At 32.8% G+C, this 14,618-nt stretch carries 12 protein-coding genes and 1 pseudogene; 5 read left to right on the top strand and 8 right to left on the bottom strand.

Features of this window, described 5'->3' with window-relative positions; all coding sequences use genetic code 11:
- Positions 1–452: 452 nt before the first annotated feature.
- Together ACUN26_RS28405 and ACUN26_RS28410 are read right to left on the bottom strand one after the other, a co-directional pair.
- Entirely contained in the window at positions 453–1,982 is a 1,530-nt protein-coding gene (locus ACUN26_RS28405; RefSeq protein ID WP_000859049.1) for a thiol-activated cytolysin family protein, read from the bottom strand.
- Between the two features lie 359 nt (positions 1,983–2,341).
- Positions 2,342–2,524, bottom strand: a pseudogene (locus tag ACUN26_RS28410) (hypothetical protein).
- Between the two features lie 100 nt (positions 2,525–2,624).
- Here ACUN26_RS28410 and ACUN26_RS28415 point away from each other — a divergent pair.
- Positions 2,625–2,756: a hypothetical protein gene (locus tag ACUN26_RS28415; RefSeq protein ID WP_000442770.1), complete on the top strand. Its 132-nt coding sequence runs from the start codon at positions 2,625–2,627 to the stop codon at positions 2,754–2,756.
- A gap of 504 nt (positions 2,757–3,260) precedes the next feature.
- On the opposite strand, the gene ACUN26_RS28420 is transcribed toward ACUN26_RS28415, so the two are convergent.
- Together ACUN26_RS28420 and ACUN26_RS28425 are read right to left on the bottom strand one after the other, a co-directional pair.
- Entirely contained in the window at positions 3,261–4,112 is an 852-nt protein-coding gene (locus ACUN26_RS28420; protein ID WP_001093203.1) for a hypothetical protein, read from the bottom strand.
- Between the two features lie 504 nt (positions 4,113–4,616).
- A complete protein-coding gene (locus ACUN26_RS28425; protein WP_000395463.1) occupies positions 4,617–5,507 on the bottom strand; it encodes a helix-turn-helix domain-containing protein in 891 nt (296 codons plus the stop codon).
- A gap of 631 nt (positions 5,508–6,138) precedes the next feature.
- Between ACUN26_RS28425 and ACUN26_RS28430 the strand changes: the two genes are divergently transcribed.
- On the top strand, positions 6,139–7,545 hold the full coding sequence (locus ACUN26_RS28430) for an alpha/beta hydrolase family protein (RefSeq protein ID WP_000889694.1): 1,407 nt from the start codon (positions 6,139–6,141) through the stop codon (positions 7,543–7,545).
- Positions 7,546–7,849: 304 nt separating this feature from the next.
- Here the strand turns inward: ACUN26_RS28430 and ACUN26_RS28435 are convergent, their stop codons facing one another.
- Entirely contained in the window at positions 7,850–9,283 is a 1,434-nt protein-coding gene (locus tag ACUN26_RS28435; RefSeq protein ID WP_001053925.1) for an IS4 family transposase, read from the bottom strand.
- Between the two features lie 358 nt (positions 9,284–9,641).
- Between ACUN26_RS28435 and ACUN26_RS28440 the strand changes: the two genes are divergently transcribed.
- Positions 9,642–9,953: an ArsR/SmtB family transcription factor gene (locus tag ACUN26_RS28440; protein ID WP_000995772.1), complete on the top strand. Its 312-nt coding sequence runs from the start codon at positions 9,642–9,644 to the stop codon at positions 9,951–9,953.
- Positions 9,954–10,073: 120 nt separating this feature from the next.
- Complete coding sequence (locus tag ACUN26_RS28445; protein WP_001036803.1) at positions 10,074–11,162, top strand: saccharopine dehydrogenase NADP-binding domain-containing protein; 1,089 nt, start codon at positions 10,074–10,076, stop codon at positions 11,160–11,162.
- A gap of 550 nt (positions 11,163–11,712) precedes the next feature.
- On the opposite strand, the gene ACUN26_RS28450 is transcribed toward ACUN26_RS28445, so the two are convergent.
- Positions 11,713–12,333 (bottom strand): flavin reductase family protein, encoded by a 621-nt coding sequence (locus ACUN26_RS28450; RefSeq protein ID WP_000738042.1) that lies wholly within the window; start codon positions 12,331–12,333, stop codon positions 11,713–11,715.
- 100 nt (positions 12,334–12,433) lie between these two features.
- Between ACUN26_RS28450 and ACUN26_RS28455 the strand changes: the two genes are divergently transcribed.
- The gene (locus ACUN26_RS28455) at positions 12,434–13,129 is read left to right on the top strand and encodes an ArsR/SmtB family transcription factor (protein WP_000993334.1); all 696 of its coding nucleotides are present in this window, start codon (positions 12,434–12,436) and stop codon (positions 13,127–13,129) included.
- 106 nt (positions 13,130–13,235) lie between these two features.
- Here the strand turns inward: ACUN26_RS28455 and hfq are convergent, their stop codons facing one another.
- Positions 13,236–13,424, bottom strand: coding sequence for an RNA chaperone Hfq (gene hfq, locus ACUN26_RS28460; protein WP_000282528.1), 189 nt, complete (start codon positions 13,422–13,424; stop codon positions 13,236–13,238).
- 366 nt (positions 13,425–13,790) lie between these two features.
- Positions 13,791–14,123, bottom strand: coding sequence for a DUF1904 family protein (locus ACUN26_RS28465; RefSeq protein WP_001120957.1), 333 nt, complete (start codon positions 14,121–14,123; stop codon positions 13,791–13,793).
- Positions 14,124–14,618: the final 495 nt, after the last annotated feature.

A 14,618-nucleotide genomic window follows, 5' to 3' on the forward strand; every position in this document is an offset into this window, starting at 1 on the left:
ATAAAAACAAAACAGAAAATTCAGATAAAAAACTTATAAACATTTCATGGTCATGCAAAAGACGTAAAATCATATGAGAACCAACTATTTGTACGGTATGGTCACAGTACCGTAGCCCACAAACCTATATAGTCTGTTGTGAGAGTGGTGATGGAACACCGCAGTCTTACACGTCAGCGATACTAGAAATAGACTTCGCCTTTGGTAGCAAGAATCCCACTGGCGTTAGTCAGCTTGTGCCTTTAGCCGTGGGAGTGTCAAAAAACGCTAAGTTGAATACAACAAAATTCTTGCAAATCTATAAAAATTAAAATTAGTGGTTCAGTTGCAAAGTTTACTAAATGAGTCTACACTCCATCGCTATCTGATGAGTATGCTATATTTGAAAAAGACCCCAATATACTTGTGACCATGTAAAAAAGCACCCTGTAAACAGGGTGCTTCATTTCTACCTAATGACTAATATTAGCGGTTGGGTATAAAGTTGTTCCTCCAATTGAAACTTTTATTTCATTTGTTAATGGAACATTTTGTTCATTAATAATTGTTCTCCACCATTCCCATGCAAGACCTGTACATTCTCTCGCTACGACTTTTACATTTTTTGAATTCGGTGGAAGCGGTATTACTGTAGAGTAATGAGCCGTTTTATCTTGGTTGTTTCCTTCCCAAGTTTTATGTGTTAATACTTCTTTCCCATTTTGATCATATGAAAATTCATCCCAAGATACATCAAATTGAGCAACATATGCACCGTAATGATCAAGCGTCATTTTCGCACTTGAATATTCTGTAGTTGTAGTCTCAATATAATCTGTATTGTTATGAACAGCAGCAGTTGCGTTATCTTTTAAGAAAGTGCTTGTATATGAAATTGGGTATGCTGGATTTTTAGAACTTAATTCTGCATTATCTTTAATAATATTTCGGATTTCATTAAAATCTTTTGTAACAACTTTGTTATGCTCTTTTGCATCTCCGCCTAATACTACAGCGGTAAAGGTACTTTCTTCAAAAATATCTTTGTACTGTCCACTTGCTTCAACGCCTTGACCCTTAATTAGAGCTTTAAAAGCAGATTGTACATCTTTACTTTTTGATGATGTTTCTAATTTTACATAAACGGTTCTACCATAGGCTACATTTGACACCATAACAGGCGGAGCCGTATTACTTACCCCTTTACGAGTCAACTCATCAAACGTAACACTGTTATCAAAAAGATCAGATGGATTGTTAGGTAGTTCAGCACTTACGGTATAAAATATTTGCTTATATGCCGCAACCATCACTTTTTTCTCTCCATTTGCAACGGCATTAAAGTCAATGTTTAGGCTGTTATCAAGATATTTAGCGTTGACATTAAGGGCACTTGCGATTTGTGATTTACTATACACCATAGATTCTGTATACTGCATTCTTGCAGGTAACGAATGTGTTGATGCATACTTCTCATTCCAAGTAGATACTAAATCATCTACTGCTCCAGACACATTACCATATGTCGGATTTTGGACAGATATCGTATTTTCTTTTCTCATTCCAGGTAAGTCTATACTAATATTTATAGGTTTTCTCTTAGCCACTAATAAACTAGGTTGATTATCGGTAAAAGCTTTATTTGCAAGTTGTACTGCTCCTGGATACGTACGATTAGCCACAGAATCAATAATTGAAATATCCACAGGTGAAGTTGTAAGTGATTTCTTCTCACGTTCCACTACTACAAATTTACCATTTGAATTTGTACTTTCTTTCGGAACAAAACTCTCTACTTTATCCCCATTTACTGCTAAAATATCTCTACTATCATACTTTAAATTTGCTATACCAGTATCAATGCCAATAGCTTGTTTGGGTGCATTAGCTGAATTACTTTTAGATGTTTCCGCTAATGAAATAGATGAATAATTAATAGTGCAAAAGCCGATTATTAAACTTGCTAGTAATTTTTTTCCTTTTGTATTTCTTGTAGTCTTCATAAAAATCAACTTCTTCCTTTTTTCGTATTAAGGTATAATAATTATTTATAAATAATTGCTAAATAGTGAAATTACATAAATGCTTTTAAAAGTTCTTGAATTAATGGGAGTACTCCACCTATAAATTTTAAAATTATCATATTATTTCCGCCCCTTTTGTTGTTGCTAAGATGTGATTTATCTTTATACCCTCATTATAGTAAGCGCTTACAATTCTATCAACACATTTTTATATGTAATATTGCATATTAATAGTGTTAAAGGAACTTTACTCACACAAATAATCTGTATATCAATTCATCTTTGATATACAGATCATTTGTATGATAATTTTTATAAATAATTGCTAAATAGTGAATTTACATAAATGCTTTTAAAAGTTCTTGAATTAATGGGATTGCTCCACCGATAAATTTTAAAACTGCCATTGCGATTTCCATATTATTTCCTCCTCTTTTGTTAGTACTAGGATGTGATTAATCTTTATACCCCTATTATAGTAAGCGTTTACATTCGTAGCAATACTGTATGCAATATTGCATATTTATACGTTTAGACAATAATTAGACCTCTATTAGTCATTCTTTAATGGTACCATAGCAAGGTGAGAGTCTTTAAGGGTTCTTCTTAATAGGAGGAAATATGGAAAGAGTACAAGAGATTTACAGTAATCTAAAATTTAAGAGTTGGGTTAAACAGGTATTAGCTGTAGGCGGAATGGTAGGGTTCTGCTACTTTGTGTTATATGTTTTCTGTTTCTTATTTGATATGTGAAAATTATACAACTACACTAATGGAGTCTTGCCTAAAGAAGTAAGGCTCTCTTGTTGTACTTGAGATGAATAAACTGCATACAATACTTCTTAGGTTCGTCAAATTACTCTGTATGGTGCCTTGTTCCTCTATGTTCTAGAACTAGTAACTCCTATCATTGAAAGTAAATAGACTTCCATTTAAAAGATTCCGTTTATATTGAAAACATAATTGTATTGATAAAAAATGTATTTTTACTAGATACATATTAAAAAGACAAGCATAAGTTATATTACATTTTGGTAAACTCTTTTTGCATACATCCATCTCTATATAACCATATAAATATAATATATTAAAAATAATTTAAATGCAAGAATACTAGTAGGGGAACCGCCAGCATTTCGGAAAAAAAACACGCTAAGCAAAAAATACAATAAGCTGTTCATATGGACAGCTTATTTAAATAATTATCGAAAGCGGAAGTTAAAAATTCTTAGTTTCTTGCTCAATTAAAGCACTACATTAATCTAGAAATTCAAGTGATTTCAATTTTTCAACTATCATTGACTTATATTTGATAGCTTCATACTGTGAATTATTAATTTTTGTCTTTTTTATATTTAACATATCAAATATTTCTCTTTCAATATCTCTTCTTGCTTCTAAAACTTTAATTGTTCCGTCTAAACCGTGATAGCCTTTCATTTTCGCATACCCTTGATTTGTATAATACTCAATAAATCCAGCAGACCATTCTTTTGCTCTTTCATTAAATACCTTTCTGAATGAGAATTCCAAATCATCTTGTTCTATATAAAACAATACTGGATTTAATTTCTCTATGATTTTCGCTAATGCATTAATATAACTTATAACTTTCTCTTTTTTTTCACCATATTTAACCATTCCGATTGTTAATGGATTTTGTATGAAGCAACATTCAAAAATATAAATTTTATTTTCGTTGTTGGCTATTTCAACAAAATCCCTCCATTTTTCAGTTATTAATTCAATATTCCTCTCTAGCGGTAATTCATATATATCATTTTTGAAAATGGTATTTAATAAACTTTCAGGAAAATTAGAGCTGGATTCATTTTTAATTTTTTTATATGGCAATAAATAATTGTTCCCTCGCTTCGTGACTCTATCACTAATTACTCCCCTAAAATTACCACTATTCACTAACAAACTTTCGAATTCATTATTATCAAAACAAGATACCCCATCATAATCGGCAGGGTGGTCTGGATTCCCTTCAAGAAATAAATCAACATCAATATTTTTTTCAATTAGAATATCGTAAAGCAAGTTTGCAGTGGTGGATTTCCCAAAGCCTGGAAGCCCTTCTACTATGATTAATTTTGTATTCAAAAAAATCTACACCTTTCTAAGACAAAATAAAAAGTTTTAAATTAAAAATAAATTTTCCACTGAACTCACCGTCACTTATTTTTCTAAATTTTACCATCTTGATAATGCGGTAGTAAAGAAGTTTTTCTTATATATCGTATACATAATCGGTCGACATAACGTCTTTTATTGCTAGTAAGAAAAAGCCGGATTCTCGCTCTCACAAGAAATCTGGCTTTTTCTTTTTCTATGGCTCCATGCATTTTTTATACATTCCTATCCTGGCGTGGTTTTAGGGCTCTTGTTTAGTACTGAATTATCCGCAAAATTGTATAAAATCTTGCATACTCTTAGCATGGTCTTTTTCCGAAATGCTGTCGAGACCGAGCCCCTTTTAATGTATAAAGAAAAGTCACCCTAAGGTGCCTTCCTCCGACTTGAACCACTTTAATTTTAATACTATGGTTCCAAGTTTAAAAACTATAGGGACTTCTCCTTTGAGCTGTGTAAGTAGTTTTTAAGAAATTATGAATGGTTATCTTCGTTTTCAAAATACTCTTTTTTAATTATTTGTAATTTGTTTTCGTTTTTTGTTAATTCAAATATAAATAATGCTGTTTTCATGTTATTAGCAACATTTTCGTCATTAGATTGGTTAAGCTTTAATAGGTTTGAACCTTTTCCATAGTATAGTTCACCCAATAAGTATAAAGTATTTAAATTAATAGCTAATTGGATGCCCTTATCAATGTATTTTATTGCCTCTTCGTATTGACATGTGGAACTTAAACATTTTGATAAATTATAAATGATCTTTAATCTAATTTCTTTATCTCTAGGAAAATCTAACTTATTAAAATTAGTTAAACATCTTCTTAATATATTAATACTTTTTTTGTATTCTTTGTTTTCTGCATAAAATATAGCCATTGTCTGCATAATATCTATTTCTCTTTCTGATAAACAATCAGCATTGGTTAAAGTTAGTTTTAATGCATGATTTAAAAGAGTTAAAGCCGATTTTATTGAGTTATTCACACGATATATGGCAATTGCTTCATGCCATACTAGAAATTGTTTATCTTCTGTTGATTGGAAATTGTTTTCGTTTTTCTCTTTTTTTACTATTTCATAAAGTTCTTTATATTGATGTTGCCTTATGCAATCTTTAATTACACTTTTTACATTTTCTACATATTTTAATTTTTTATTTTGAGTTATTGCAAATATATTATTTGGATCTATACCAAGTCTTTCTGATAATTGATATAACAATATGCTAGATGGATAAATCATACCTTTTTCTATCTTGCTAATTTGACTTTGTGAACATATTCCATGACATAATTCGGATTGTGATATATTTTTTTTAATTCGAAGTTCTTTAATGGTAATACCCAAATCGTTAAATTCCATTTTTCCCCCTACTATTTAGCGCTGTATTAGTATAAGAATATTCTCCACCCTTAATGTAATGTAAAATTAATATAGTTGCAATTATTGGTTAATTAATATTGCATATATTAGTCTATGTTTTTCGGTACTCGTAATTGCAGGAATTATTTTTGTTGTTATGATTATGAGGCAATAGATGTTCCATCAAGAAGAAAGTATTATAGGAAACAAGATACTGAGTAATATACATAAGAACCTCACCATTTCCATAGGATGGCGAGGCTTTTTAATGTACATAAGAAAAGACACCCTAAGGTGCCTTCCTCCGAATTGAACTACTTTAATAATATATATTGGAACCCCATCCAAATATTATTTTACCATGTTACATTATTTTGTTCATTGATGGGGATCATCATATCGCCATCAACTTAGGATTACCTACTACCTTTTATTGTATATTTTAGGGTTACTTGACGTTTACATTTATTTAAAAAAAGTACTCGTATGAGTACTTTTTCTTACCATGTCATGTAAAAACATTCTAAACTTACTTACATGCATACAATTATCAAAGATGGTTATATAATTGAGAAGATTATAAATTATCAATCTACATTTATATGATTAGGAAAGGAGCTAAAAGCTGAAAATGTTAGAAATCATTTTTGTTGCTGTATTACTTTTATCTAGTATCATTCCCATCTTTATCAAGCGGGGTTTGACGAAAAAAAATGGCGTCATTTTACTAATAAATTATGCATTATTATTTGCCACCATCATTGTAATTGGTGCAAACTGGCGTATGATTCCCGCCTATTTCTTATTGTTCGTTTTAACATTACAAGTTTTTTTGAAACCAAAAACTACAGCCGTTTCTAAAAAGTTAGTGATGAAAGTTTTAAAAGGTTTAGGAATTATCGTAACTGCTATCGCAATGTTTACATTACCTTTACTTTTTCCGATCATAACACTCCCAGAGCCTACTGGAAAATATACAGTAGGAACGAAAGCTTTTCATTTAATTGATACAAATCGAAAAGAAACAACTGTACCAAATAATCATGGAAATCGTGAGTTAATGATACAAGTATACTATCCTGCCGCAAAAGGATCAGGAAACCCTTCTGTCTATTTTGAGAACATAAACGAGCTGGGTGAACAATTGGCAATACTAAACGGTGCTCCGTATATCGTAACGACACATTTAGGGCTGACAAAAACACATTCTTATCAAGATGCTAAGCCACTTCAAGATAAAGAAAAATTCCCCCTCCTTTTATTCGGCCATGGGATGGGATTATATGGTCAACAAAATACATTTCAGTTAGAGGAATTAGCTAGTCAAGGCTATGTAGTAATCGCTCTTAATTTCACAGGATATGCAGCAACAACGATTTTCCCTAACGGAAACCGTGTAGACTCTATACCAATTGAATATACACCTACTGACTTAAATAACATAGTTCAAAAATGGGAACAGGATACTACTTTTATTTTAAACGAAGTAATAGAAGGGAATTTCGATAAAAGTTTTAAAACTATCGCAGACTTAATTAACTATGACAAAATTGGAATGTTCGGTCACTCTTTTGGCGGAGCAACTTCCGCACAAATGTTAGTAAAGGATACGCGTATTAAAGCTGCAATTGATATGGATGGCGGATTGTTTGGTGATCCAATGCCTAAAGACGGTCCTCAGAAACCATTCATGTTGATGAATGCTGAGGCTACGATTCATTATATGAAAGAAGCTAAAAATCAAAAGACAACCGGAATCCAAAATGAATTATTGGAAATATCCTATTTAAGAAATAAAACTATTGAAAAACCTGGCGTGTACACAGTGGTAATTCCAAAAACAAATCATATTAGTTTTACAGATTTAGCAGCACTTTCACCTATTATTAACGCACCAGACGAAGATGTAGCCGCAAATTATACACTCATTAATAAACTAGTAACTAGCTTCTTCGATCAAAATTTAAAAGGAATAAACAAAAATCATTTAGAGGAAATTCAGAAGCAATATCCTGAACTTCATCTGATTAAACACTAATAACCATTTTCCGAGTTATGTAACCCCTCCTTATACTTGAGGGGTTTCTACTTTAACACAATTATAAAAAAAGGCCCCATCACTGGGGCGCTCAAAAAATAATATAAGTAAATGAATTAAAACAAATAACAGACATCTAATAATTCCTTAACGTACGAAATTCGCGTTATGTTGGCAGGACCCCATCACCATCAAGTTAAGGGTGCTAAGAGGGTATATGTGAGAGTTATTTCTTTAAATTTCTACGACTGTATTAAAGATGGGCATAACAAATAAGCCTATTAAATAGGTATTTCAAAAAATATTATACAACTTTGAAACTTTGTGACAACGTATAATCATACACAACACCTAAGATATCAAAGACGGTTTTCTTTTCGTACCGGTGAGATTTCCGCCCATTTTTCTCTAAAAGATAAAACAAACGCAGTAAAACTTTTAATAATTCATGAATGTCCTTTTGTAATCCTTCATAAAACAATAGATAATAATTCTTTATCATATAGATGGATTTGTATTCACTTAGCTCTTTCTTTTTCTTATCCAAGAGTAACTGACGCATTTTAAACATCGTCGATGAACAGAGTAAAATACTAATGAGTTGCCCATATAAATGGCATTCTAAGCGTTCTTTCTTGATTTCTTTACACTGGTTAATTTGAAAGAAAGATTTCCATGTTTTAAATAAAATTTCAATTTGCCAACGTAATGAATAGAAGTCATGGATATGTTCCGTTGGAACATTTTCTGCAGAAAGATTCGTAATATACACATTGATTCCACTCAACCGTTTACTCCGTTCTTTGTAGATAATACCTTTCTTTTTTTCTCTTTTGGTTTGTTCTTTCAACCTTTTTTCTGTTTGTTCCTTTGTTAATCGATGAATAATAACACGAGCTGGTAATTTTTGATACTGTCCAATGTATACCTCTGGAATCTCCATTGTTTGACCAGGGGACAATTGATTCATGAGTTCTTCCATATCTAACTGAATATAGAGTGTTCCTTTCTTCACGGTCCCATTTCGAAAATACTCTGGCTGATCATTCTTACAATAGATTCGAGAATTTAATTTCAAACGTGAGACATAGTAAGCTCCTTTATCATGGATCTTCTGTAAGTCATGTAAGTCGAAATAGCCTAAATCTCTTATGTACAAGTCTTTTGGTTGAATGGTTTGTAGGCTTGTTGAACCAAAGGTTTTATCATTTTCTCTTCCTTCTCCTACATAAACGTGCAGGAACTTTCCACTCAATAGGTCATACTCCAATTGAATTTTAACTCCTGCCGTATGGCTACTTCCACCAGAACCTTGATAATGTGAAGAAAACTTATCTGGAAGCTGAAATGTTGTAGAGTCTAGAATCCGAATGTGCTTAAATGCCGTGGTATATTGATGAATTATTTCTTTTGTTGAATGAATTCTTTGAGTTAGAAGGTTAGCTAGAACTTGTTCAAGAAACTGTACTGCGGAAGCATTAAATCGTTGGTTAAGTCCTTCAGGGCTGATAAGAATACCTGTAGATACTTCAAGGCAGCTACATAATTGTGTGAGTGATGTACTTGCAACCTGTTGACTAAGCCATACACATAAAGCAACTAACTCCTGTGCTTGATATTTACTCTTTCGCTGAACGAATCCTTTTTCTTTGGCTAGGTGTTCTAGAACATGAGGAGACATATGTCGTTGTAATTCTTCAGCAATCGGTTGAAGTTCGTCAAGGATCGAAAGATTCATAAAGAGACGCCATCCTTTCCTATAATTCTACAGAAAGGATAACGTCTTTTTTGCTTTATGGATAGTGCAGAACCTTAGCTTTATATCGATGTGGCGGTACCCCTGGAAGCTTTGGATACAATCTGATATAGGCTTAATTTCGTGGGTTTGTCCTGGTTGTAGCTGGTATGGATTCGGCAATTGTTACGGGAAAAAGAACCGACATTCTGACAAATATGGAAAACCGAAAACGGCCGTGTATGAAACTTTCTATATTTATACTCAAAGTTGGTGCTACTTCTTTATTGCATTAGATAGTAATGTAATTTATAATACGTTTAAATGATTAAATTCTTCAACAAAAGGAAATGTGAGTGAAATGAACTGTAATGATAAAGTAATGCATCTTTTAGAAAGTTTAGGACCGTGTTTTCAAGGGCTGGGAGATCCAACACGTCGGCAAATTGTATCACTTTTAATTGATAAAGATAGCTTAAATGTGACGCAAATTGCGGAGCATATTCCTATGTCAAGGCCTACTGTATCTCATCATCTGAAAATATTGAAACAATCAGGGTTGCTTCAAGTTCAGAAAAAAGGCACTGAAATGTATTATTGCCTTGAATTTAATGAAACAATAAATCTTTTAAAAGAACTTGTTTCTTTAGTCGAAGATGAATGTAAGAATTAGATACAAATTTATAATTTAGGGACACATTTTGCCCCTTTTTTAATGGTTTTTATGTTAAAAGGTTTAAGTTTTTAATCATTTAAACTTATAAGTGAATACTAATTAAAATGGAGGTTTCAGATGAATAAGAAAACCGTATTAATTGTTGGTGGATATGGAGTTGTTGGTAGCCAAATTGCTCAAATTTTACATGATCGACATCCTGATTTGGAAATTAGATTAGGAGGAAGAACCTTAGGGAAAGCACTACCTTTTGAATCAGAGAGAGTAAAAATAGTCAAGGTGGACAACACAACAGATGATCCTTTAAGAAGTTTGAATGATAATCTCACATTAGTTGTTAATGCGGTTAATGATTCTCAAGATAGACTACTTCTATCCGCGGTCAAAAGAAGAATTCCATTGGTTGACATTACTCGTTGGACTGAACGATTTCAGAGTTCTATTGCTCGATTGAAAAATGTTGAAGTTCAATCCCCTGTTGTATTAGCTTCTGGGTGGATGGGGGGGACAGCAGCCCTTTTTTCTAAAATTTATTCAAAAGATCTTCAAGAGGTTACAGTTGATATCAACGCATTATATTCTCTTCAAGACAAAGCAGGACCAAATTCAACAGCATATATGGATCGGTTAACTATTCCATTTGAAGTCAAATCTCAAGAGGGAATGCGACAGGCCTATCCAATGACTGATCCAATCAAAGTCCGCTTTCCCAACGGTTATATAACAAAATGTTATCGTTTGGATACTCCTGATCACATAACTCTGCCAGAATCTATTCATGCTGTTTCGGCTAACTTTCGTATTGCTTTTGATAGTAAAATATCTACATATGGATTGGTTTCTCTGGTGAATACAGGAATTTGGAAAATAATTAGCGGAGAAAAATTTACCGGTTTACGGAAAAATATTCTCTATAAACCCGGAAAGGGAAGTGCACATAACATAGTTATTCACCTTAAAGGTTATGATGATACTGGTGTATTGCATAGACGATGTGTGAACATATCGGATCCGTTAGGACAGACACATCTTACTGCTTTAGGAGCATCTGTCCAAGCAGAGAATATTTTACAAACATCTGATATTGTGGTTCCGAATTCTGAAATTTACTTTCCAGAAAATCTATTAGATTTGGGTGTGAATGCATCTACAATTTTAGATTTTTATAGAGAATACGGAGTTAATATTACGACAGAAAATATATAAAAGGTACCGTTCTATACGTGGTAGTACACATATCGCTATCAAACTAAAGTTAAGAAATCGAATTCCTCACATTCATCAATTTAAGAAGTCTAGTATTCCTCAAAACGAAAAAAATGAGCTGAATTGTAAGAAACAACTGTACAGAAATAAAATTTTCGTTTTGGGGTAAATCGTCCTTGTTAGCTTGATGGCGATGTGGCAGGACCCCTACTTATACTTACTTTCTAACATCGCATAACGCAATAGCTTTAACTTTGTTTCTTTTTTCAATGCTTTCCATTCCGATACAGCAATCTTCATTCTTCATTCCTCCATTAAGGGATACAGACCGCAAAACGGAATAAAACCACGCTAAGGATTTTTGAGCCATTTTAACGCTAATTTAAATTGTGTTGTATTGGATGCTATAAGGAAATCGAAATAACACTTCTTAGCAAAATTAAAAATAATAAAGAAGCCGAATTCCTTAACAGGTGGAATTCGGTTTCTTACTACAATATTTAACTTTAATTAGGAAAAGATTGTCCACTTTAAAAGATAATATATTTATTTATATTTCGGATCGAAAGGTTTTACCTAACTGATTACCAAGACCAAAATAATGACGGAAATTATATATAAGTGGGCTCCATTTATTTGGGTCAATATGATTTTCTTCAAGAATGATTTCCTTATGAGCGTGTACATGTATAGCTTGTGTCTCAACAATTGCAAAATCAGGAGAATAATCAGGAATTCGAATATGTTTCACCCTTGCCTCAATTTGAATTGGACACTCCATAATTCGAGTAGGTTTTACCGATTTAGACTCAGTAGGTGTTAATCTACTAATATCATATTTTTCTTTTTCATATGTAAACCCATTCTTTTTCTTATAATCTGGAACGGGATTTTTCCCTGTATAGGGCGCTAATTGTTCAACATTCTCCCATAATGAAGGACTCGGAACATTGATTACACATTCAGGATGTCGTTCTAAATTTTCGATAGCTTTCCCACCAAGTCCAATTCCCAATATAATACAATCCCCTAATGCCCATGATGATGACATAGGGCTGATGTTTACTGTTCCATCTTCATTTAGTGAATTTAGTAAAATCACAGGAGTTCCGTAGTATAGAATTTTAGGTTTAATAGTCTCTGTGTTTGAAACCTGAGCCATTTTTTTCATCTTTATTTCTCCTCCTATTCATATGTTCTTCCTTATTTATTGTAGAATATAAACATTTCGATTATCATCGAAATATGGATTACATTAGGGGGAAATTAAAATGAACGCAAATCCAAATGTAGCAATGATTGCTACTCTTGTGAGTGAAGCTTCTCGTGCAGCAATATTAACAGTCTTATTAGATGGTAGATTCCACCCTGCAAGCGAATTAGCATATATGGCAGGAATCAAACCACAGACGGCTAGTTTCCATTTGACAAAAATGGTCGATGCGAATGTAGTTATAGTTGAAAAACAGGGGAGACATCGATATTATGGAATTCGAAATCCGGAAGTTGCTCAAGTTATGGAGTCATTTTTATCAATAGCTCCACCCATTGAAATTAAATCATTAAAACAGGCTTCGGAAGATAAAGCGATGCGTTTTGCAAGAACATGTTATGATCATCTTGCGGGAAATTTAGGAGTACAATTAACAGATTCTTTAATTAAAATAGGTGTTATTTATGAAGAAAAGGACGGGTTTACTGTTACTGAAAAAGGGGAGTCATTCTTTACAAATCTTCAAATTGATCTTGAAAGGGTTAAGAAAAAGCGTCGTTCATTTACACACAAATGTTTAGATTGGAGTGAAAGACGTCACCACCTTGCGGGAGCATTAGGAAATGCCCTTCTAGAAAGACTATTAGAACTAAATTGGGTTCAACGTTTACCTAAAACAAGAGCAATAAAAATCACTTCTGACGGGAAAAAGGGACTAAAAGAAACATTTTCTTTTGATATTACAAACAACTAAGTTTTGAATATAAAACAGCCGATTGAGTCTTAAAGGGATTAAAGTCGGCTATTTTGTGTTGAAATTTGCTTAACGTGGTTTTTTTCCGAAATGCTGGCAGTACCCATTAAATAGCAAGTGTAGAGATTGCTTGTTTATAGATTAGTTGTTGTTTACCATGAACCATCATTAGGACGGTAAATTTATCTGTTGCAAGAATCTTCCCACGTACTGGAACGCCATTCTTTAAAAATACAGTAACTTCTCCTTTTTTATCTTTCAATTGTTCATACATATCTTCTTGTAAGTTATACATGAAATGCGCCCCCTATTTTTAGCTACTTTTCTTTTAATACTTTCTACCTTCCATTGTGGTCTATTTGTATTTCCCATTCACCTTCTATTTTTCCAAACCATTCTCCTATTTTGCTTACATTAGATAATAAGATCCTCATGATTCAACTCCTTGCCTTTTAGATGCTTATGAACACAATATATACATTTGGAACGATGTTAATTTTTCATATAGGATACCGTCATATTGATATAAAGGCGTTATCCTTTCCTATGATTTCTCAGAAAGAATAACGCCTTTTTCTTTTTAGGGGGTATTTTGTCTAGTTAGCTTGATAGCGATGTGGTTCTACCCCTTATAAATATTACAAAAATCTTTCAACTGGCTCTAACTTGCACAATGCTTCCCGTTAATATAATACGCTGATTCTGTGAAAACCGTAAATACAACCTCTACTTCTGGAAGCCCAAACTCCATTACATATGTAGTAATGGCCTTGGCAAATCGATTACGAATTTCCTGTCCACGCTCGAACCATTTCACTTCAATAAGAGGAAACGCTTCTATTTCTTCTCCATTGAATACAAACGTAGAACTTGGTAGTTCCAACGTAAAATTATCCGTACCACACTCACAAATCTCTGCGAGCTCTTCTACTAATGGCTTGCTTATGTGTTTTAATTGTTCAGTAGTAATTCCACGAAACACAACATGCGGCATGTAAATCCCTCCGTTAGATAGCTTTATATTTGCTCACATCATAGCATAATTTATTTTGCTGCACTAGAATCTATTAATACATTTCAATGACATTCTTAAGAATGATCATATGTTATTGAAGCAATACAAGTATTCTAACTATTTAAAACATGTGAGAAATTGGTTATTGGGTAAATATGCCTTATCATTCTCCCTGTAAGGAGGCATGAGGGGGACCTCTATTAGGAAAGGGATGGTGCGCTTATATATTTTAAAAAGAAAAGACACCCTAAGGTGCCTTCCTCCGACTTGATAACCACTTTAATTTTAATAACATTGGATTCCCATCCGAATATTATTTTACCACGTTAAGTAATGTTGGTTATTGAGAAAGTCAAATACGTAGTGTTCATATATAGTGACCCCTAGGATCAAACAAGATTTAATACAGTTTTTTGGTGGATCCAAAAACAAACGAGAAACCTAAAACCGCGCCAGAATGGGAATGTATGAAAA

The organism is Bacillus sp. WC2503, from assembly GCF_052682895.1.